Source organism: Arthrobacter sp. Z1-15 (assembly GCF_054792395.1).
Genome location: NZ_CP096454.1, coordinates 2,351,650 through 2,372,642, shown reverse-complemented (window position 1 = coordinate 2,372,642; position 20,993 = coordinate 2,351,650). Strand labels below are relative to the sequence as shown.

The following is a 20,993-nucleotide window of genomic DNA, read 5'->3' as shown; positions in this document are numbered from 1 at the left end:
TAGAATGGTCGACGGACTTAAAACGAAACCAGGCGAATCAACGAAAGAGAAACTGTGGCGACGACCAACGACATCAAGAACGGCACCGTGCTGAAGCTTGAAGGCAACCTTTGGAGCATCATCGAGTTCCAGCACGTGAAGCCGGGCAAGGGTGGTGCGTTTGTCCGTACCAAGATGCGCAACGTGCGTTCGGGCAAGGTTGTCGACAAGACGTTCAACGCCGGCATCAAGATCGAAACTGCCAGCGTTGACCGCCGTGATTACCAGTACCTGTACCAGGATGGCGACGACTACGTCTTCATGGACACCTCGGACTACGACCAGCTGACCGTGCCGGGCTCCATCGTGGGCGAAATGTCCAATTTCATGCTCGAATCCATGATGGTGACCATTGCCATCCACGAGGGTTCGCCGCTGTACATTGAGCTGCCGCCGTCAGTGGTCCTGGAGATCACCTACACGGAGCCGGGCCTGCAGGGCGACCGCTCCACCGGCGGCACCAAGCCCGCCACAGTGGAGACCGGCTACGAAATCCAGGTTCCGCTGTTCCTGGAACAGGGCACCAAGGTCAAGGTAGATACCCGCACCGGCGATTATTTGGGACGCGTTAACGAGTGAGTGCACGCACTAAAGCCCGGACCCGGGCACTGGAAGTTCTGTTTGAGGCTGAGCAGCGTTCAGCATCGGTCTTTGACATGATCAAGGCCCGCCGGGAACAGACCGATCAGACGATCAACCCCTACACGCTTGAACTGGTGGAGGGTGTGGTTTCCATGCAGGAGACCATCGACGAGTTCCTGGGCACATACTCCCAGGGCTGGCCGCTGGAACGCATGCCCTCCGTGGACCGCATCATCCTGCGGATCGGCGCCTGGGAACTGCTCTACAACGACGACGTACCGGACAAGGTGGCGATCAGCGAGGCCGTTGAGCTCGCCAAGACCCTGTCCACCGACGAATCGCCGTCATTCGTGAACGGACTGCTGAGCCGGCTTCACCAGCTCAAGCCGTCCCTGCTGGCCTGAAAAACCGCCTGCAGGCCTAGTTCGCACCCCGGCCCGTCCCCTGCCGCGCATCCGCGGCAGCGGGCGGGCTTTTGCGTTCGGCAGCATCAGCCGGCCGTCAGGCAACCCCGGCCCGGGTCAGCATCGCGCCGCGCGTGCGCGTCAGGGCCTGCAGGAGTGTCTGCTCCGCGGCCCGGTTGGCGGCCAGATTCCGGCCCGCCGCGATCTGCTGGCGGGTCAGTGCCAGCCTGGTGGCTTCCCGGATGAAGGTCTTCATGGTGCTCCGGGCACCGAAGCGCCCCGCCCAGGCCAGCGCCTGGTGCCGCCCGGCCCGGGTGGACAGCATGAGGACTTCCTGGGGTGTGAACCAGCCGGCGGCGGCGTATTCGCCCAGCCGGGCCCGGGTCAGCCGCTGCTCCGCCCGGCGCAGCAGGACGACGCCGGCCACCGCCAGGGCAAACAACGGCACCTGCAGCACGAAATAGAAGACAAAGAAGCCGCCGGAGACCAGCGCCGTTCCGCCGTTCCAGAACATGTGCCCCAGGATTGCCGCCGCCAGGCCCAGCAGGAAACCGGCGGTGATGCGCAGGGCGCCGCCGCGCCGGACGGCAATCCCCAGTCCAAGACCTATGGCTGAGGTGAACAGCACGTGGGCGAACGGCGAAAACAGCCCGCGAAGCACAAACACGAAGCCCAGTTCCACCCCGAGCCCCCCGCTGGAAATCAGGGCGGAGCCGAAGTACAGGATGTTCTCGGTAAAGGCGAAGCCCGCCGCGACGGTGCCGGCGTAAACAATCCCGTCCACCGGGCCGTCAAAGTGGCTCCGGCGCACCAGTACCAGAATCAGGACCCCGAGCCCCTTGGCGGTTTCCTCAACGAGCGGCGCTTCCAGGACCGGGCCCACAAACTCCGGCGCCAGCCCCGGCAGCATCAGGTACAGCGCCTGCGCCACATAGGGTCCGGCAAGCAGCGTGATGCCCACTGAAATTCCGGCACCCCACAGGAAGGCAAAGAGGAGCGCCGAGCGGGGTTCGGGTTCCCAGCGGTCCACCCAGCGCAGTCCCAGCAGGCAGATGCCCAGCGGCACCAGCGCAAGGATCCCGCAGAGGAGGAAGGCAACCGTTCCCAGCTGCCACCACAGGAACCAGGCCACCAGCAGCAGGGCGACGGAGGAGCCGATAATCAGCAGCACGGTTGCGGCGGTACCCGTGCGTCCGTGCGGCTGGGCGGTCCAGAGCGGCTGCACCGGCACGGGGCCGTGTCCCGGCGGCTGGAGGCGGGCGGGCCGGGGTTCGCCCGGAGGCGGGCTCCAGGGGACGGCCCCGTCTCGGCCGGCACGGTTGTCGGGGAGGTATCCGCTCATGAAGCTGCGCCTGTCATAGGGCAACACTATGAGCAAAAGCGGGCTGCGGGACAAAGGAGGCCGGACTGGGGATAGAAAAGACCCGAAGTTGTCCGCAGGGCCGGCGTCACAGAGGAAGCCGGCAGCCGCGGCTGTGGTAGCTTGAAACCGCATTCACCCTTTAAATTCCGTCCTGTGAGGCGGGGAAGGAGGAGGCAGAATATGGACTTGTCCAACCCGCCGGGCGCACCCGCACCCGCACGCACCGTTCTGGCTTCAGCTGACATTGACCGCGCGCTTACCCGGATTGCCCACGAAATCCTGGAAGCCAACAAAGGCTCCGCAGACCTCGTTCTTATGGGGATTCCGCGCCGGGGCTACCCGCTCGCCCGCCGGCTTGCCGACAAGATTGCAGCCGCCGATCCCTCCGTGGATCCCGCCGCCATCACCGGGCAGCTCGACGTCACCATGTTCCGTGACGACCTGGCCCGCCAGCCCACCCGCACACCCCACGCCACCGAAGTTCCGCTGTCCGGAATAGACGACAAAGTGGTGGTCCTCGTTGATGACGTCCTGTACTCCGGCCGGACCATCCGCGCCGCACTCGATGCGCTAGTGGACCTGGGCCGCCCGCGGGTTGTCCGGCTCGCCGTCCTGGTGGACCGTGGCCACCGGGAACTGCCCATCCGGGCAGACCATGTGGGCAAAAACCTGCCCACCGCGATCGTGGAAAAAGTCCGGGTGCATCTGCGCGAGACGGACGTGCCGGCGGTTGATGAAGTGGTCATCGAGGGCACTCTGTGAAGCATCTGCTCTCCACCCGCGACCTCAGCCGTACCGACGCCCTGGCCATCCTGGACACCGCCGAACAAATGGCGGCCGTGTCCCAGCGCGAAGTCAAAAACTGCCCGCCCTGCGCGGCCGGACCGTCGTCAACCTCTTTTTCGAAGATTCCACCCGGACCCGGATCTCCTTCGAAGCCGCCGCCAAGCGGCTTTCCGCGGACGTCATCAACTTTTCCGCCAAGGGATCCTCCGTGTCCAAGGGCGAGTCGCTGAAGGACACCGCCCAGACGCTGGCCGCCATCGGTGCGGACGCCGTCGTCATCCGGCACGGTTCCTCCGGTGCCCCGGCGCGGCTGGCCGGTTCCGGCTGGATTGACGCTTCAGTGCTGAACGCCGGCGACGGCACGCACGAGCATCCCACCCAGGCGCTGCTGGATGCGTTCACCATGCGCCGCCACTGGGCCCGCCTGCACGGCACGGCCTCCACCGGAACCGATCTCAGCGGCATGCACGTGGTGATTGTCGGCGACGTCCTGCATTCCCGGGTGGCGCGGTCCGACCTGTGGCTGCTGCGGACGCTGGGCGCCACCGTCACGCTGGTGGCACCGCCCACGCTGCTGCCGTTCGGCGTCGAGTCCTGGCCGTGCGAGGTCAGCTACGACCTCGACGACGCGCTGGAATCAGGTCCGGACGCGGTCATGATGCTGCGCGTGCAGGGGGAGCGGATGCAGTCGGCGTTCTTCCCCTCCGTGCGTGAATACTCGCGCCGGTGGGGGTTCGACGACGTCCGCCTGGACCGCCTGGACACGCTCGGCCTCAAAGACACCATCCTGCTGCATCCGGGCCCGATGAACCGCGGCCTCGAAATTTCCTCCCGCGCCGCCGATTCGCCGCGGGCCACCATCCTTGAGCAGGTCAGCAACGGAGTTTCCGTCCGCATGGCCGCCCTGTACCTTCTGCTGTCCGGTGACAACTCCCCGGCCGGCACCGCCACCCAGGAGTTAGCACTGTGACCCCCAGCGACTCAACCGCCGCACCGAACATCCCTGCAACCGCTGCCGGAACCTACCTGATCCGCGGCGCCTCCCTCCTCGGCCGGGAGACCGCCGACCTGCTGATCCGCGGCGGCCTGATCGCCGCCGTCGGGCCGGGCCTCGACGCGCCGGAGGACGCCGTCGTCATCGAGGCCGCGGGCCTGGTTGCCCTGCCCGGCATGGTCGACCTGCACACCCATCTGCGCGAGCCGGGCCGTGAGGACGCCGAGACCGTGGAGACGGGAACCCGCGCCGCCGCCCTGGGCGGATTCACCGCAGTGCACGCCATGGCCAACTCCAACCCCGTGGCGGACACGGCCGGAGTGGTGGAACAGGTCTACAGCCTGGGCCGCCGGTCCGGCTGGGTGGACGTGCGCCCGGTTGGCGCCGTGACCGTCGGGCTGGAAGGCGAACGGCTCGCCGAACTCGGAGCCATGGCCGATTCCCGGGCCCGCGTGCGGGTCTTTTCCGACGACGGCAAGTGCGTCTCGGACCCGGTGCTGATGCGCCGGGCGCTGGAGTACGTCAAGGCGTTCGACGGCGTGATTGCCCAGCACGCCCAGGAACCGCGGCTGACCGAAGGCGCGCAGATGAACGAGGGCGACGTCAGCGCCGTCCTGGGCCTGGCCGGCTGGCCGGCCGTGGCGGAGGAATCGATCATTGCCCGCGACGTGCTGCTGGCACAGCACACCCGGTCCCGGCTGCACGTGTGCCATGTGTCCACCGCCGGGTCCGTGGAAATCATCCGCTGGGCCAAGGAACGCGGCATCAACGTGACCGCCGAAGCCACCCCGCACCACCTGCTGCTCACCGATGACCTGGTCCGCAGCTATGACCCGGTCTACAAGGTCAACCCGCCGCTGCGCACCGCCGCCGACGTCGAGGCCCTCCGCAACGGCCTCGCGGACGGCACGATCGACATTGTCGGCACCGACCACGCGCCGCATCCGTCCGAGCACAAGGAGTGCGAGTGGGCGCAGGCGGCGATGGGCATGACCGGCCTGGAAACCGCCCTGTCGGTGGTCCAGCACGCCATGATCGACACCGGACTGATGGACTGGGAGGGCTTTGCCCGCGTGACGTCGCTCACTCCGGCGGCCATCGGGGCGCTCGAATCCCAGGGACGGCCGCTGGCGGCCGGTGAACCTGCCAACGTCATATTGGTGAACCCGTCTGCGCGACGCACGGTGGACCCGAATAAGATGGCCTCAAAGGGACGCAACTCACCGTTTGCCGGCCTGGAACTGCCCGGCGTGGTGCAGGCGACCTTCTTCGCCGGCCACCCCACGGTCCTGGATGGCGTCCTGAACACACCTCACCCCGTTTCCACAGAGGAGTCCGCATGGATCGCCTGATGTTCGCCCTGGGCACGCTTGCCCTGGTTATTGTGCTCCTGGGCCTGTTTGCCCTGGGCTGGCGCGGACGCCGGCAACGCCAGCAGGGCGTTCCGCGGCCCGTCCCGATGCCCGACGGCCTGGAGGAACCCCGGTTCCAGGCCCTGGGCCAGTACGTCTGCACCACCACCGCCGGCGACTGGCTGGACCGGATTGCCGTCTACGGACTGGGCGTAAAGTCCAACGCCACGGCCGCAGTCTTTGACGAGGGCCTGCTCCTGGTCCGCAGCGGCGCCCCCGACGTCTGGATCCCCGGGGCGGACCTGGAAGCCGTCCGCCTGGAACGGGGCATGGCCGGAAAATTCGTGGAAAAGGAAGGCCTGGTCATCGTGACCTGGAAGCTCGGCTCCACCGCCGTGGACACCGGGTTCCGCACCCGCTCCGCCGAAGACAAAACACCCCTGGTATCAGCCATCACCGAACTCCTGCCGGCCGAACCGGCGGAAACAAGCGAGGAACACCTGTGACCGTGCAGCCCACACCCACCCCGACCGCAGCCGTCCTGATGCTTGAAGACGGACGCACGTTCCGCGGCCGCAGCTACGGCGCCGAGGGCACTGCCCTGGGCGAGGCAGTCTTTGCCACCGGCATGACCGGCTACCAGGAAACGATCACCGATCCCTCCTATGCCCGCCAGCTGGTGGTGCAGACCGCGCCGCACATCGGCAATACGGGCGTGAACACCGACGACGCCGAGTCCCGCCGCATCTGGGTGGCCGGCTACATTGTCCGGGACGCCGCCCGGCGTCCGTCGAGCTGGCGCTCGGAGCGCACCCTGGACGAGGAGCTCGCGGCGCAGGGCGTCGTCGGCATTTCCGGCGTCGACACCCGGGCCGTGACCCGGCACCTGCGTGAGCGCGGTGCCATGAAGGCCGGCATTTTCTCCGGTGCCGCGGCGGACCGCCCCGATTCCGAACTGCTCGCAGACGTGCTGGCACAGGAGTCCATGGCCGGCGCCCGCCTGGCCGAAGAGGTCAGCGTGGAGGCGTCCTACGTCATTGAGCCGAAGGACCACGGCTGGGAGGGCGAGCCGCGCTTCACCGTGGCCGCCCTGGACCTGGGCATCAAGTCCATGACTCCGGTCCGCTTCGCCGAGCGCGGCGTGCGCGTGCATGTCCTGCCCGCGTCCGCCACCCTCGCGGACGTCACCGCGCTGAATCCCGACGGCGTGTTCATGTCCAACGGTCCGGGCGACCCCGCCACCGCCGACGTGCAGGTAAACCTGCTGCGGGACGTGCTGGACACCGGGATCCCGTTCTTCGGCATCTGCTTCGGCAACCAGATCCTCGGCCGCGCCCTGGGCTTCGGCACCTACAAGCTGCGCTACGGCCACCGCGGCATCAACCAGCCGGTGATGGACCGCCGCACCGGCAAGGTGGAAATCACCAGCCAGAACCACGGCTTCGCCGTCGACGCCCCGCTGGACGGCCCGGTTACCGCACCCGAGGCCCGCTACGGGCGCGTGGAAGTCAGCCACGTGTCCCTGAACGACGACGTCGTGGAAGGCCTCGCCTGCCTCGACATCCCGGCGTTCTCGGTCCAGTACCACCCCGAAGCCGCCGCCGGCCCGCATGACTCCGCGTACCTTTTCGACCGTTTCGTGGACCTCATGGACTCCAGCTCGACCGACGCCAGCAAGATCAAGGAATCCCTCTAATGCCCCGCAGAACCGACCTCAAGTCCGTCCTGGTCATCGGCTCCGGTCCGATCGTGATCGGCCAGGCCGCGGAATTCGACTACTCCGGCACCCAGGCGCTGCGCGTGCTGCGCGAGGAGGGCCTGCGGGTCATCCTGGTGAACTCCAACCCGGCCACCATCATGACCGATCCCGAGTTCGCCGACGCCACCTACGTGGAACCCATCACCCCCGAGGTGGTGGAGAAGATCATCGCCAAGGAACGCCCCGACGCGATCCTGCCCACCATGGGCGGCCAGACGGCGCTGAACACCGCCATTGCCCTGGACAAGAACGGCGTCCTGGACAAGTACAACGTGGAGCTGATCGGCGCCAACATTGCCGCCATCGAACTCGGCGAGGACCGCGAAAAGTTCAAGGGCGTCGTCGAGCGCTGCGGTGCCGAATCCGCCAAGTCCATCATTGTGCACAGCATGGACGAGGCCTTCGCCGCCGCCGAAGAACTGGGCTACCCGATGGTGGTGCGCCCCTCCTTCACCATGGGCGGCCTCGGCTCCGGCCTGGCCTACAACGAGAAGGACCTGCGCCGCATTGCCGGCGCCGGCATCCAGTACAGCCCCACCTCCGAGGTGCTGCTCGAAGAGAGCATCCTCGGCTGGAAGGAATACGAGCTGGAAATGATGCGGGACCGCAACGACAACGTGGTGGTCGTCTGCTCGATCGAGAACTTCGACCCGGTGGGCGTGCACACCGGCGACTCGATCACCGTGGCCCCGGCCATGACGCTGACGGACCGCGAGTACCAGAACCTGCGCAACATCGCGATCGCCGTGATCCGCGAAGTGGGCGTGGACACCGGCGGCTGCAACATCCAGTTCGCCATCGAACCGGACACCGGCCGCGTCGTCGTCATCGAAATGAACCCCCGCGTGTCGCGCTCCTCGGCGCTGGCGTCCAAGGCCACCGGCTTCGCCATCGCCAAGATCGCCACCAAGCTGGCACTGGGCTACACGCTGGACGAAATCCCGAACGACATCACCAAGCAGACCCCGGCGTCCTTCGAGCCCACCCTGGACTACGTAGTGGTCAAGGTCCCGCGGTTTGCCTTCGAGAAGTTCCCGGCCGCCGATCCCACCCTGACCACCACCATGAAGTCCGTCGGCGAAGCCATGGCCATCGGGCGCAACTTCACCGAGGCCCTGCAGAAGGCCCTGCGCTCCCTGGAACAGAAGGGTGCCTCGCTGTCCTTCGCACCGGTGGACGCCGACGCCGTGCCGGCCCTGGTCGAAGCGGCCAAGCGGCCGACGACGGACCGGCTCAAGCAGGTCCAGCAGGCGCTGCTCGGCGGGGCGTCAGTCGAGGACCTCTACGAGGCCACCGGGATTGACCCCTGGTACCTGGACCAGCTCGTGCTGATCAACGAAGTCGCCGAAGAAATCCGCGGCGCCGGCACCGTGAACGGGGAAATCCTGCGACTGGCCAAGCGGCACGGCTTCTCGGACGAGCAGATCGGCGCGCTGACCAACACGCCCGAGGCCGTGATCCGCGGTGTCCGGCACGCGCTGAACATCCGCCCGGTCTACAAGACCGTGGATACCTGCGCCGCGGAGTTCGCCGCCTACACCCCCTACCACTACTCCTCCTACGACGAGGAGGACGAGGTGGCGCAGCACGAGAAGCCGTCCATCATCATCCTGGGCTCCGGACCGAACCGGATCGGGCAGGGCATCGAGTTTGACTACTCCTGCGTGCACGCCACCATGGCCCTGCGCGAAGCGGGCTACGAGACCGTGATGATCAACTGCAACCCGGAGACGGTCTCCACCGACTACGACATCTCCGACCGCCTCTACTTCGAACCGCTGACCCTCGAAGATGTCCTCGAAGTCATCGCCGCGGAGCAGCGCACCGGGGGAGTCCTCGGCGTCTTTGTCCAGCTCGGCGGCCAGACCCCGCTGAAACTGGCACAGGCCCTGGCCGACTCGGGGGTCCCGATCCTGGGCACCTCGCCGGAAGCCATCGACCTCGCCGAACACCGCGGCGCCTTCCAGCGGGTGCTGGACGAGGGCGGGCTGATCGCCCCGAAGAACGGCACCGCCGTCTCCTTCGACGACGCCAAGAAGATCGCCGACGAAATCGGCTACCCCGTGCTGGTCCGCCCGTCCTACGTGCTCGGCGGCCGCGGCATGGAAATCGTCTACGACGAGGCGAACCTCTCGCGCTACATCGCCAACGCCAAGGAGATCACCCCGGACCATCCGGTGCTGGTGGACCGGTTCCTGGAGGACGCCATTGAGATCGACGTCGATGCACTCTTCGACGGCACCGACCTGTACGTGGGCGGCATCATGGAGCACATCGAGGAAGCCGGCATCCATTCCGGTGACTCCGCGTGCGTCCTGCCGCCGATCACCCTGGGCGCCGACGTCGTCGACCGCGTCCGGGAGGCCACCCGGGTTATCGCGTCCGGCGTCGGCGTGCGCGGCCTGATCAACATCCAGTTCGCCCTCGCCTCGGACGTCCTGTACGTGATCGAAGCCAACCCGCGCGCCTCCAGGACGGTGCCGTTCGTGTCCAAGGCCACCGGCGTGCAGCTGGCCAAGGCCGCTGCCCTGATCGGCACCGGGATGACCATTGCGCAGCTGCGCGCCGCCGGCAAGCTGTTTGCCGCGGGTGACGGCTCGGTGCTGCCGCTGGACGCCCCGGTGGCCGTGAAGGAAGCCGTGCTGCCGTTCAGCCGCTTCCGCACTCCCGAGGGCACCGTGGTGGATTCGCTGCTCGGCCCGGAAATGCGCTCCACGGGCGAAGTCATGGGAATCGACAAGTACTTTGACACGGCGTTTGCGAAGTCCCAGGCAGCGGCCAATTCCGCACTGCCGACCGAGGGGAAGATCTTCGTCTCGGTTGCCAACCGGGACAAGCGCTCCATCATTATGCCGGTGAAGCTGATGGTGGATTTGGGCTTTGAGATCCTCTCCACCGGCGGCACCGCCGAGGTCCTGCGTCGCAACGGCATCCAGGCCACCACCGTGCGCAAGGTCAGCGAGGGCACCGGCCCCAACGGTGAAGGCACCGTGGCCGACCTGATCACCGCGGGTGAGATCCACCTGGTGGTGAACACCCCCTCCGGCGGCCAGGCCCGCGGCGACGGTTATGAAATCCGTGCAGCCGCCACCTCCATCGGCTGCCCGGTGGTCACCACGGTCTCCGAGTTCGGTGCTGCCGTCCAGGCGATCGAGGCAATGCGCTCCTACGAGTGGGACGTCACGTCCCTGCAGGAACACGCCGCCAAGCTCAAGGCTTCATCCGATGCCTGAGGGGCGTCCCCCTTTCGGCGCCCGGCTGCGCGCAGCCATGGACGCCCGCGGCCAGCTCTGCGTCGGGATTGACCCGCACCCCGCACTGCTGGCCGCGTGGGGACTGAACGACGACGCCGCGGCCCTGGAGCGCTTCTCCCTCACCGTCCTGGAGGCGGTGGGGGAGCAGGCAGCCGCCGTCAAGCCGCAGGTGGCACTGTTTGAACGCCACGGGTCCGCGGGACTCGCAGTCCTGGAACGGGTGCTGGCCGCCTGCACCGACGCCGGGATGCTCAGCATTGCGGACGCCAAACGCGGCGACATCGGCTCCACCATGGCCGCCTATGCGGACGCGTGGCTGCGGGACGGATCCGCCCTGGCGGCGGACTCCGTGACCCTGAGCCCGTACCTGGGATTCGAGTCGCTGCGTCCGGCCCTGGACCTGGCTGCCGTGACCGGCCGGGGCGTGTTTGTCCTGGCGCTGACCTCGAATCCGGAAGGCGCGTCCGTGCAGCATGCGGGCGGGGCCGCCTCCGTTGCCGGCCGCATCATGGAGGCAGCCGCCGCCGAAAACATCCGTGAACTGGGCGAGCCCGGCGGCGCTCCGGGTGCCGTGGCGCGGGGCGGGGCACTGGGGTCCACCGGGCTGGTGATCGGCGCAACCGTCGGTTCCGCCCTGACGGAGCTGGGCCTGGACCCCGCTGCAGCCGCCACGCCCATCCTTGCTCCCGGCCTCGGAGCGCAGGGAGCAACCGGTGCGGACCTGCGGTCCACCTTCGGGCCGGCCTGGCCCAACGTCCTGGCCACGTCCAGCCGGGGCATCCTGGCGGCAGGTCCGGCCCCCGCCGCGCTCAGGGACGCCGCACGGCGGACGCTGGGGGAGCTGGGCCCCGCCTGATCCCTGCCGCTTCACCCGGACAGGGGCGCGGATTCTGCGGGAAGGGGATCGGGTAGCGGTGCACGTTGCAATTGCGGCGGGGTTGCGGATAGGTTCAGACCGTACCCCCATACACCAGCACCGCCCCAGCACCGCCGCTGTGATTTGTGCGGCTGTGCCGGGCCAGTCCTTGCCCGGGAGGGTCTGTTGAACCTCAAGCCACTGACCGAAGACGAGCGCACCAGGGCCCGGGAGAAGGCAACCGCAGCCAGATCCGTCCGGGCTGACATCAAGGCCAAAATCAAGACCGGGGAATTGTCCGTGGAAGAGGTCATTCTGTCCCGGTCTTCCGAGGAAGCAGTAGGCCGCCTGAAGGTGGTGGATCTGCTCCGGGCACTGCCTGGCGTCGGAGAGCGCCGCGCAGCTGGAATAATGACTACCGTAGGTATCGCACCAACCCGCCGTGTACGCGGTTTGGGCGTCCACCAGCGCAAAGCGCTGATCGAACATTTGGAGTCCGACTAGGGGCCGCTCTCACTGCGGCCGCACCGTCGGGGCCGAGTCACAACGAGAGCAAATGAGGTCCCCAGTGTCGCAACCGCGGCTGACAGTTCTTGCAGGTCCAACCGCAGTTGGCAAAGGCACGGTGTCCACGTTCATTCGGGACAATTATCCGGAGGTGTGGCTGTCCGTTTCAGCCACCACCCGCCCGCCCCGCCCGGGCGAAGAAAACGGTGTGCATTACTTCTTCGTCTCAGCCGAGGAATTCGATTCACTCGTAGAAGAGGGCCAGATGCTCGAGTGGGCCGTAGTTCACGGCCGCAACCGCTACGGCACGCTGCGCAGCACCGTCGAGTCCGCCATGGCGGAGGGCCGCTCGGTACTCCTGGAGATCGATCTGCAGGGGGCACGCCAGGTCAAGGAATCCATGCCGGAGGCCAATTTCGTGTTCCTGGCCCCGCCGTCGTGGGACGAAATGGTGCGCCGATTGGTCGGACGCGGCACCGAAACGCCCGAAGAGCAGCAGCAAAGGCTGGAAACCGCTAAACTGGAACTTGCTGCCGAGCCCGAGTTCGATCACACCGTGGTAAATGATGACGTCCAGCGGGCAGCAGCTGAGCTTGTATCACTCATGGGAATCAGTCCGCGCCCGCGCTGACGCACCGCAACATCCCGTACAAAAGATTTTGGAGAATCTGTGTCTACTGTGTCTGAAGGCATCATCAACCCGCCGATCGACGACCTGCTGAACGTTGCAGACTCGAAGTACGCCCTGGTTATCTACGGCGCAAAGCGCGCACGCCAGATCAACGCCTACTACTCCCAGCTGCACGAGGGCCTGTTTGAATACGTCGGCCCGCTGGTGGAAACCAAGCTGAACGAGAAGCCGCTGTCCATCGCCCTGCGCGAGATCAACGAAGGCATGCTCGTCAGCCGTCCGGTCGAATCGGCCGAATAGTCCTACCTGCCGGATAAAGGCACCGCCGTCCTGAACCGGGCGGCCCTTTCGAAAAAGCCGGCCGCTTCGGCCGGGGTCAGGAGCAGCAGCGGTGCGCATTGTCTTGGGTGTGGGCGGCGGCATCGCCGCCTACAAGTCCGCGTCGCTGCTGCGTCTTTTCACGGAGGCCGGACACAATGTGTCGGTCATTCCCACCGAAGCCTCCACCCGGTTTGTCGGGGTGGCCACCTGGGAGGCCCTGTCCGGCAACACCGTCTCCAGTTCGGTTTTCGACGAGGTGGAGAAGGTCAACCATGTCCGTCTCGGCCACGAGGCGGACTTAATTGTTGTGGCACCGGCCACCGCCGATCTTCTGGCCCGTGCTGCCGCGGGGCAGGCCGATGACCTGCTCACCAATACGCTGCTGATGGCACGGGGGCCGGTCCTTTTTGCTCCCGCCATGCACACTGAAATGTGGTCCCATCCGGCTACCCGGGCCAACGTGGCGACGCTGCGCAGCCGGGGTGTCCTGGTGATGGAACCGGCAGTGGGGCGGCTGACCGGGAAGGACACCGGCGCCGGCCGCCTGCCGGACCCCGAAGACATCTTTGCGGCTGCCCTGGCCGCCGCCGGCCCGGTTCCGGACGCCGGCACCGCGCCTGCCCCCGCCGCCGGGAACCCGGCGGACGGCACCGCCCTCCCTTCCTCCGACCTTTCCGCTGCATTTGGGGTTTCCGGTGCACTTGAGGGCAGGACCGTGACCGTCACGGCCGGAGGCACCCGCGAACCGCTGGATCCGGTGCGGTTCCTCGGCAACCGGTCCTCCGGCAAACAGGGTGTCGCCCTGGCCCGCGCCGCCCTCGCGGCCGGCGCGCGTGTCCGCCTTATCGCCGCGCACATGGACGTTCCGGCTCCCGATGGGGTGGAACTGATCCGGGTCGAAACTGCGCTGGAGCTCCGCGAGGCCGTGCACGCCGCGGCGCCTGCATCCGATGTGCTGATCATGGCGGCAGCCGTGGCCGACTTCCGGCCGGACCGGAACTCCGACACCAAAATCAAGAAGCGCGACGACGGCGAAGACCCGGTCATCACCCTCGTCCGCAACCCGGACATCCTCGCCGAGGCCGTGCAGGAGCGGAACGCTTCGGGAACGCCCGGCGGCGGAGCCCTTCCCGCGGTCATCGTCGGATTCGCAGCGGAAACCGGCGACGGAACCGCCGAAGTGCTGGACTACGGGCGGCAGAAACTGGCCCGCAAGGGCTGCGAACTGCTGGTGCTCAACCGGGTGGGCGTGTCCCTGGTGTTCGGCCAGGACGTTACGGAAGTGACTTTGCTTTCACCCGCCGACTCCGAAACGGCGCCCGCCCCCACCTACACCGGAACCAAGACCGAGATTGCCGGACGGATTATCGCCCGGATATCGCAGGAGCTCTCCGCGGCGCTTCCCGTCCGCTGAGCCGGGTCCTGCCGGCGCGGGATCACGTCCACGGGCCGCCCCCGGCATTCGGGGCCCGGCCCAAGACCCAGTAGAGTAAAACACGTGACTTTCCCAGATGCTCCAGTACTTTCAGCTGCCCGCGACGGGCTGCGTCTTTTCACCTCGGAATCCGTCACTGAAGGTCACCCGGACAAAATCTGTGACCAGATCAGTGACGCAATCCTGGACGGCCTGCTCAAGGTGGACCCCGAGTCCCGCGTGGCGGTGGAGACCCTGGTCACCACCGGCCTGGTCCATGTGGCCGGGGAGGTCACGACCGAGGGCTATGTGGAGATCCCGCAGCTGGTCCGCGACACCATCCTCGGCATCGGGTACGACTCCTCGGCCAACGGATTCGACGGCGCCCGCTGCGGCGTCTCGGTGTCCATCGGCCAGCAGTCTCCGGAGATCGCCTCGGGAGTGTTCAACTCCGTGGAGAACCGTGCCGGCAAGAACGCCGATCCCTATGACGTGCAGGGCGCGGGGGACCAGGGCATCATGTTCGGCTATGCCTCGGATGAGACCTCCGTCCTCATGCCCACGCCCATCTGGCTGGCACACCGGCTGTCCGAGCGCCTGACGGCCGTCCGCAAGGACGGAACCCTGGACTACCTCCGCCCCGACGGCAAGACGCAGGTCACCATCGGATACGACGGCGACCGGCCGGTTTCCGTGGACTCCGTGGTTATCTCCTCGCAGCACGCGGTCGACGTCGAACTGGAGCAGCTCCGCGCGGACCTGGTCACCCATGTCATCAAGCCGGTCCTGGCCAACACCGAGCTCGACATTTCCAATGTCAAGCACATCCTGAACCCCGGCGGCCCCTTTGTCATCGGCGGTCCGGTTGGAGACGCCGGACTCACCGGGCGCAAGATCATCGTTGACACCTACGGCGGATTCGCCCGCCACGGCGGCGGCGCCTTCAGCGGCAAGGATCCGTCCAAGGTGGACCGCTCCGCCGCCTACGCCATGCGCTGGGTGGCCAAGAACGTCGTCGCCGCCGGGCTGGCCCGGCGCGCTGAAATCCAGATCGCCTACGCGATCGGCATGGCCCACCCGGTGGGAATCTACGTGGAGACGTTCGGCACCGAAACCGTGGACCCGGCCCGCATTGCCGATGCCATCCAGGAGGTCTTCGACCTCCGCCCGCTGGGCATCATCAACTCGCTTGACCTGAAGCGCCCGATCTACCAGAAGACTGCTGCCAACGGCCACTTCGGCCGCGAGGATGCGGAGTTCACCTGGGAGCGCAAGGACAAGGCCGAGGACCTCCGCCGCTACTTCAACGCCTAACCGGCACATGCAGCAGGAACCGGCAGGGAAGGCCGGGCAGCAGGAACCGGCCGGAGAAACCGGGCAACTGTCCCTGCTGCACGGCTTTGTCTCCCCGTCCCGCAACCTGGGCACCCAGCCGTCGGCACCGGAGCTGCCCATCGCACGGGTACTGCTGGATTCGCCGCTGCCGCACCTGGACCGGGCGTTTGACTACCTGGTGCCGGCAAACCTCGACGCCGACGCCGTCCCCGGCGCGCGCGTCCGGGTCCGGTTCGGCGGGCAGGAGCTGTCGGGCTTCATTACCGCCCGCAGCGCCGAGGCGGACACCTCGGCCCGCCTCATGCCGCTGGGAAAGGTCGTTTCGCCGCAGCCGGTCCTCGCGCCGCAGATCCTGCGCCTGGCCGAGGCAGTGGCGGCCCGCTACTCCGGCACCGTCCATGACGTGCTCCGAGTGGCGGTGCCGCCGCGCGCCGCCCGGGTGGACAAGGAGTTTACGCCGCAGGCCCGGGAAGCCGCCGCTGCGGCTGCAAACCCCGGCACCGATGCCCCCTCCGATGATCAGCCAGCCGCGGGCGAGCTGCCGTCACCCGAGACTGTCCTGTCCGGTCCCGAAGGCTCCGGCCCCAACCCCTGGACGCGTTATCCGCACGGGCCGCGGTTCCTGACCCACCTGGCCGCGGGGCACAGCCCCCGGGCCGTGTTTTCGTCGCTGGGCGGATACGGCGCCGGGGCCTGGCCGGCGGAAATCGCAGCTGCAGTAAAGGCAACCCTGCTCTCCGGGCGCGGCGCCGTCGTCGTCGTGCCCGATGCAAAGGACCTTGCCCGCGTTGAGGCCGCACTGGCGGAGCGCATCGGTGCGGCGTCGTTTGTCCGCCTCACCGCCGACGACGGCCCCACCCCCCGCTACCGCAGCTTCCTGCAGGTGCTGCACGGCGACGTGCAGGTGGTTATCGGGACCCGGTCCGCGGCCTACGCGCCGGTGCGCAACCTCGGACTGGCGGTGCTGTGGGACGACGCCGATGACCTGCATGCCGAACAGCGGGCGCCCTACCAGCACGTCCGCGACGTGCTGCTGCTGCGGGCCGCCGCCGAGGACACGGCGCTGCTGCTGGCCTCGCACTCACGCAGCACCGAGGCGCAGCGCCTGGTCGCCAGCGGATGGGCGGCCAGCATTTCCGCCGAGCGCAGTACTGTGCGGTCGCTGGCGCCGCGCGTCGTCAGCACCGTGGATTCCTTCAACCTGGAACGGGATCCGCTGGCCGCCCGGGCGCGGATTCCGCATGCCGCGTGGAAGGCGGCGCAGGACGGACTAACCCGGGGCCCCGTGCTGGTGCAGGTGGCGCGGACGGGGTTTTCGCCGGCGCTGTCCTGCCAGGACTGCCGCGAGCCGGCACGCTGCCGCGCCTGCTCCGGCCCGCTGGGGCTGGCCAGCCGGAACGGCATTCCTGCCTGCCGCTGGTGCGGGCGGCCGGAACCGGTGTGGAGCTGCGGCAACTGCGGCGGCACCCACCTGCGCGGATCCGCCGCCGGCGCCGGACGCACCGCCGAGGAACTGGGCCGGGCTTTTCCCTCGGTGACGGTCATTTCCTCGGCAGGGGACCACGTACGGTCCGAGGTTCCGGACTCCCCGGCCCTGGTGGTGGCAACACCGGGTGCGGAACCGGTGGCGGCAGGCGGCTATGCCGCTGCCATTCTGCTGGACGGAAACGCGATGATGTCGCGGGAGTCGCTGCGGGCGGGGGAGGAGACCCTGCGGCGGTGGTTCAGTGCCGCGGCCCTGGTGCGCCCGGCCGGAGACAAGGGCCTGGTGGTGGTTACCGCTGACGACACGTCAACCGTCGGGCACCTGCTGCGCTGGGATCCGGCCGGCGCCGCTGAACGCGAACTGGCGCTGCGCGGCGAGCTGGGCCTGCCGCCGGCCGTCCGGTACGCCGAACTTACCGGGTCGCGGGAAGCGCTGGCGGCCTTCCTGCCCCGGCTGGACCTGCCGGCCGAGACCCGGGTGGTGGGGCCGGCGCCCCTGGAGGATCCGCCCGGCCCGGTTCCGGTGCACCGCGACGGTCAGCTGGGCGGCACCGGCGGCCGCTACCGCACACTGCTGTTCTTTTCCTACGCCGCAGCTCCGGCAGTGACCGCAGCAATGCGGTCCGCCAAGGCTGCAGTGTCCGCCAAGCGCACCGGTGATCCGGTGTATGTGCGGGTTGACGGCACCGACGTCCTGTAGGCGGGCCCGGCGGGCCCGGCGCGGAGGAACGGTGTCAGGACGCCCCGGCTGCCCCGGTGTCGTGCCGGACGTCGATCTTCCGCCGCCGGCGGGCCGGATCCACCGGCAGGAAGACGCTGAGGACGCCGCAGCTGTACTGCGCGCTGATGTTGGCGGCGTCGACCTCCGGACCCAGAAGCACCTGCCGTTCGATGAGTCCGCGGCGGCGGTCGCGAACCAGCCAGTCCGATCCGGCGAGATCCCGCAGGGTGCGGTGCCCGCTGACCGTCAGGACCCGGCCCCGGACGCCGACATGCAGGGAGCCGGGGTCCAGGCCCGGGAGGTCGGCGTTCAAAATGTAGTGGTCCTCCCCGTGGTACAGATCCACGGGGATGCCGCTGGCTTCCGCAGGCCCTTCAAGGCCGGAAAGCTGCGGGTCGGGCAGGTCCAATCCCGGTGCCGGATCGAACCGAGAATTCATCGGTATCAACTCCCTTGTTCCATGCGGAATCCATGCCGGAGAGCGCCGCCGCACTCGAATACCAGCAGTTTAGGACGCCGTCGGGTCCGTCTCAAAAACCCAGAACGCCCAGCTTCGGTTGTGCACAACTCAATTGTGCGTTAGGTTCGGGGAATGAACGATTCCCTCCACCGCCAGGTCTGCTTCTCGCTGCACTCGGCCTCCCGGGCGGCCACGGCCGTGTACCGCCCGCTGTTGGAGCAGCTGGGCCTGACCTACCCGCAGTACCTGGTGCTGACGGTCCTGTGGGAGAACGACGGCGTGACCGTCCGGGATCTCGGGCGGTCCCTGGAGCTGGATTCGGGCACGCTCTCACCCCTGCTCAAGCGGCTCGAAGCCGCAGGGCTGCTGCACCGCCGCCGCTCCACCGCCGACGAGCGCCGGGTCGAGGTTCACCTGACCGAAAACGGCCGTGCCCTGCAGGAGAAAGCCCTGCACCTGCCGCAGCGGGTTGCCGAAGCCGCCGGCCTTGAGCCCGGAGAACTGCGCGCGCTGCAGGAAACCCTCGCGAAGGTGACGGCGGCCCTGCGCGCAGCGGCACGCTGAGAACGACATTTTTCCGCATATCCCCACCGGGCCCCGTGCCCAGCAAAGGAAGGCATTCCATGACCAACTATCCCGAGACCGGCCGCGAAATCCAGCTGGCGTCCCGCCCCGAAGGCTGGCCCGCCGAGGAGAACTTCCGGCTCGCCGAAGTCCCCGTGCAGAAACTGGAGGACGGGCAGGTCCTGGTCCGCAACCGCTACATGTCCGTGGACCCCTACATGCGCGGACGCATGAATGACGTCAAGTCCTACGTTCCGCCCTTCCAGCTTGATGCCCCGCTGGACGGCGGCGCGATCGGTGAGGTCATTGAATCCCGCTCCGAAAACCACAAGGCGGGAGACTTCGTGCTGCACGGCCTGGGCTGGCGCGACTACGCCGTCCTCGACGGCAGGCGTGCCCGCATCATCGACACCGCGCTGGCTCCTGCCACGGCCTACCTGGGGGTGCTGGGCATGACCGGCCTGACCGCCTATGCCGGCCTGACGAAGGTTGCAGAGTTCAAGGAAGGCGACGTCGTCTTCGTTTCCGGTGCCGCGGGCGCCGTCGGGTCCCTGGTCGGCCAGATCGCCAAGGCTCTGGGAGCAAAGAAGGTCATTGGCAGCGCCGGTTCCGCAGAGAAGGTCCAGCGCCTGCTTGACCTCGGCTTTGACGCCGCGTTCAACTACCACGACGGCCCGGTCAAGGCGCAGCTGAAGGAAGCCGCCGGCGAGGACGGCATCGACGTCTACTTCGACAACGTGGGCGGCGAGCACCTCGAAGCCGCGATTGCGGTGCTGAACAAGTACGGACGGATCGCCATGTGCGGCGCCATCTCGCAGTACAACACCACCGATGCGCCCACCGGGCCCCGGAACCTGGCACTGGCCATCGGCAAGGAACTCACCCTGCGCGGCTTCATTGTCGGCAGCTACAACCAGTACGCCGACGAGTTTGCGGAACTGATGTCCGGCTGGCTGCGTGACGGCAGGGTGAGCTATGACGAGACCTTCGTGGAGGGCCTCGAGAACGCCCCGCAGGCCTTCATCGACCTGATGAAGGGCGCCAACAAGGGCAAGATGATCGTCACGCTCGAGGGCTAGGAGGGGGCCGTTCCGCCGCGGAGGCGCATCGCCTCTGCGGCGGCCTCCAGCAGCTGGCGGGCCGAGGTCTCCCAAGAGTATTCGGCGGCCCGGCGCAGGCCGGCCTCCGAAACCCGGGCCCAGCGGTCCGGATCGGACAGTTCCCGGACAGCGGCGGCGAACGCCTCGGGACTGTCCGGGTCCGTCAGCAGGGCGGCGCCGCCGGATACTTCCCGGAAAATGGGGATGTCGCTGGCGACCACCGGTGTTCCGGCGGCCATGGCCTCGATCATCGGAAGTCCGTAGCCCTCGGCCCGTGACAGGGTGATCAGGGCGGTCGCTGAGCGGAGCAGCTTCCCGTATTCCTCGTCGCTCACGCCGTTGTGGAAAACCAGGCCGGTGCCTGCCGGGGCCAGCGCCTGGAGTTCACTGCGCCGGGCCGGGGAAATGCGGCTCAGCAGGTGCAGCGTGTAGCCGGGCAGGTGCGCCATTCCGCGCACCGCGGTTTCAACGTTTTTGTACGGCATGAACGAGCCCATGTAGAGCAGGACCTTTTCCGGCGGGTCCTCCGGATTCCGCACCGGAGCGCCCGGCTGCGGTGCATTGCCGACGATGCGCACCGGCCGCTTCGTGAGCCGGTGCCGGGCCATCAGGGAACGCGTGGTGTCGCTGATGGTGGCGACGACGTCGGCCCGGTTCAGCAGCAGCCGCTGCGGCCAGTACGCCAGATGATAGAGGCGCCACAGCAGGCGCACGGGCAGCGGCAGGAAGCCGGGCGGCGTCGGGTTGGAGTAGTAGATCAGGTCATGCAGGGTCAGGATCAGCGGATACTTCCGGCCCCAGCTGCCCATCGTCTGCATGGGGGAGACGACGACGTCGGCGCCCAGCCGGTTGAGGCGGAAGGCGACCAGCAGCTCGGCAGGGGAGAGCGGGCTGTTGATCTTCACCCAGGGCAGATCCGGCAGCAGCGCCAGCTGGCGCTCGTCCGAGATGAGCATGAGCACCTCGGCATGCCGGGCGGTTGCCTCGATCAGGGAGGCGCCGTAGCGGCTGATTCCGTCATGGTGGTCGGTCCGCGTGAACCGGGCATCAACGGCAATACGCAGGC

At 67.9% G+C, this 20,993-nt stretch carries 19 protein-coding genes and 1 pseudogene; 17 read left to right on the top strand and 3 right to left on the bottom strand.

Going from position 1 to position 20,993, the window contains the following annotated elements:
- Nucleotides 1-54: 54 nt before the first annotated feature.
- Entirely contained in the window at nucleotides 55-618 is a 564-nt protein-coding gene (efp, locus tag M1D40_RS10835; protein WP_341394976.1) for an elongation factor P, read from the top strand.
- Nucleotides 615-1,025: a transcription antitermination factor NusB gene (gene nusB / locus M1D40_RS10830; RefSeq protein ID WP_461168832.1), complete on the top strand. Its 411-nt coding sequence runs from the start codon at nucleotides 615-617 to the stop codon at nucleotides 1,023-1,025. The genes efp and nusB overlap by 4 nt, the downstream gene beginning before the upstream one ends.
- A gap of 97 nt (nucleotides 1,026-1,122) precedes the next feature.
- On the opposite strand, the gene M1D40_RS10825 is transcribed toward nusB, so the two are convergent.
- Nucleotides 1,123-2,367, bottom strand: a complete 1,245-nt coding sequence (locus M1D40_RS10825; protein WP_461168831.1) for a PrsW family intramembrane metalloprotease — start codon at nucleotides 2,365-2,367, stop codon at nucleotides 1,123-1,125.
- A gap of 201 nt (nucleotides 2,368-2,568) precedes the next feature.
- Between M1D40_RS10825 and pyrR the strand changes: the two genes are divergently transcribed.
- From pyrR to M1D40_RS10760, 13 genes and pseudogenes are all read left to right on the top strand, one after another.
- The gene (gene pyrR, locus M1D40_RS10820) at nucleotides 2,569-3,150 is read left to right on the top strand and encodes a bifunctional pyr operon transcriptional regulator/uracil phosphoribosyltransferase PyrR (RefSeq protein WP_461168830.1); all 582 of its coding nucleotides are present in this window, start codon (nucleotides 2,569-2,571) and stop codon (nucleotides 3,148-3,150) included.
- Nucleotides 3,147-4,144, top strand: a pseudogene (locus M1D40_RS10815) (aspartate carbamoyltransferase catalytic subunit). The gene pyrR and the pseudogene M1D40_RS10815 overlap by 4 nt, the downstream one beginning before the upstream one ends.
- On the top strand, nucleotides 4,141-5,520 hold the full coding sequence (locus M1D40_RS10810) for a dihydroorotase (protein ID WP_461168829.1): 1,380 nt from the start codon (nucleotides 4,141-4,143) through the stop codon (nucleotides 5,518-5,520). Before M1D40_RS10815 ends, M1D40_RS10810 begins: the two are co-directional and overlap by 4 nt.
- The gene (locus tag M1D40_RS10805; protein WP_341394982.1) at nucleotides 5,508-6,026 is read left to right on the top strand and encodes a PH-like domain-containing protein; all 519 of its coding nucleotides are present in this window, start codon (nucleotides 5,508-5,510) and stop codon (nucleotides 6,024-6,026) included. Before M1D40_RS10810 ends, M1D40_RS10805 begins: the two co-directional genes overlap by 13 nt.
- Nucleotides 6,027-6,064: 38 nt before the next feature.
- Nucleotides 6,065-7,216, top strand: coding sequence for a glutamine-hydrolyzing carbamoyl-phosphate synthase small subunit (carA, locus tag M1D40_RS10800; RefSeq protein WP_341395096.1), 1,152 nt, complete (start codon nucleotides 6,065-6,067; stop codon nucleotides 7,214-7,216).
- On the top strand, nucleotides 7,216-10,512 hold the full coding sequence (carB, locus tag M1D40_RS10795) for a carbamoyl-phosphate synthase large subunit (protein WP_461168828.1): 3,297 nt from the start codon (nucleotides 7,216-7,218) through the stop codon (nucleotides 10,510-10,512). The genes carA and carB overlap by 1 nt, the downstream gene beginning before the upstream one ends.
- Nucleotides 10,505-11,389 (top strand): orotidine-5'-phosphate decarboxylase, encoded by an 885-nt coding sequence (gene pyrF, locus M1D40_RS10790; protein WP_461168827.1) that lies wholly within the window; start codon nucleotides 10,505-10,507, stop codon nucleotides 11,387-11,389. The genes carB and pyrF overlap by 8 nt, the downstream gene beginning before the upstream one ends.
- 186 nt (nucleotides 11,390-11,575) lie before the next feature.
- Nucleotides 11,576-11,893 (top strand): integration host factor, actinobacterial type, encoded by a 318-nt coding sequence (gene mihF, locus M1D40_RS10785; protein WP_152217987.1) that lies wholly within the window; start codon nucleotides 11,576-11,578, stop codon nucleotides 11,891-11,893.
- A 52-nt stretch (nucleotides 11,894-11,945) separates the two neighbouring features.
- On the top strand, nucleotides 11,946-12,527 hold the full coding sequence (gmk, locus tag M1D40_RS10780; RefSeq protein ID WP_341394985.1) for a guanylate kinase: 582 nt from the start codon (nucleotides 11,946-11,948) through the stop codon (nucleotides 12,525-12,527).
- Between the two features lie 39 nt (nucleotides 12,528-12,566).
- Entirely contained in the window at nucleotides 12,567-12,827 is a 261-nt protein-coding gene (gene rpoZ, locus M1D40_RS10775) for a DNA-directed RNA polymerase subunit omega (protein WP_152217989.1), read from the top strand.
- Between the two features lie 91 nt (nucleotides 12,828-12,918).
- Nucleotides 12,919-14,262, top strand: coding sequence for a bifunctional phosphopantothenoylcysteine decarboxylase/phosphopantothenate synthase (locus M1D40_RS10770; protein ID WP_461168826.1), 1,344 nt, complete (start codon nucleotides 12,919-12,921; stop codon nucleotides 14,260-14,262).
- 84 nt (nucleotides 14,263-14,346) lie between these two features.
- Complete coding sequence (gene metK / locus M1D40_RS10765) at nucleotides 14,347-15,576, top strand: methionine adenosyltransferase (protein WP_461168825.1); 1,230 nt, start codon at nucleotides 14,347-14,349, stop codon at nucleotides 15,574-15,576.
- Between the two features lie 7 nt (nucleotides 15,577-15,583).
- Nucleotides 15,584-17,782, top strand: a complete 2,199-nt coding sequence (locus M1D40_RS10760) for a primosomal protein N' (protein WP_461168824.1) — start codon at nucleotides 15,584-15,586, stop codon at nucleotides 17,780-17,782.
- A gap of 34 nt (nucleotides 17,783-17,816) precedes the next feature.
- Here M1D40_RS10760 and M1D40_RS10755 read toward each other — a convergent pair whose 3' ends face one another.
- A complete protein-coding gene (locus M1D40_RS10755; protein ID WP_461168823.1) occupies nucleotides 17,817-18,242 on the bottom strand; it encodes an Hsp20/alpha crystallin family protein in 426 nt (141 codons plus the stop codon).
- 153 nt (nucleotides 18,243-18,395) lie between these two features.
- Here M1D40_RS10755 and M1D40_RS10750 point away from each other — a divergent pair, with 153 nt between their 5' ends.
- Both M1D40_RS10750 and M1D40_RS10745 read left to right on the top strand, forming a co-directional pair.
- Entirely contained in the window at nucleotides 18,396-18,827 is a 432-nt protein-coding gene (locus tag M1D40_RS10750; protein ID WP_461168822.1) for a MarR family winged helix-turn-helix transcriptional regulator, read from the top strand.
- 59 nt (nucleotides 18,828-18,886) lie between these two features.
- Entirely contained in the window at nucleotides 18,887-19,906 is a 1,020-nt protein-coding gene (locus tag M1D40_RS10745; RefSeq protein ID WP_461168821.1) for an NADP-dependent oxidoreductase, read from the top strand.
- Here M1D40_RS10745 and M1D40_RS10740 read toward each other — a convergent pair.
- Nucleotides 19,903-20,991, bottom strand: coding sequence for a glycosyltransferase family 4 protein (locus tag M1D40_RS10740; RefSeq protein WP_461171049.1), 1,089 nt, complete (start codon nucleotides 20,989-20,991; stop codon nucleotides 19,903-19,905). The two genes, M1D40_RS10745 and M1D40_RS10740, sit on opposite strands and share 4 nt — an antisense overlap.
- Between the last annotated feature and the right edge of the window lie 2 nt (nucleotides 20,992-20,993).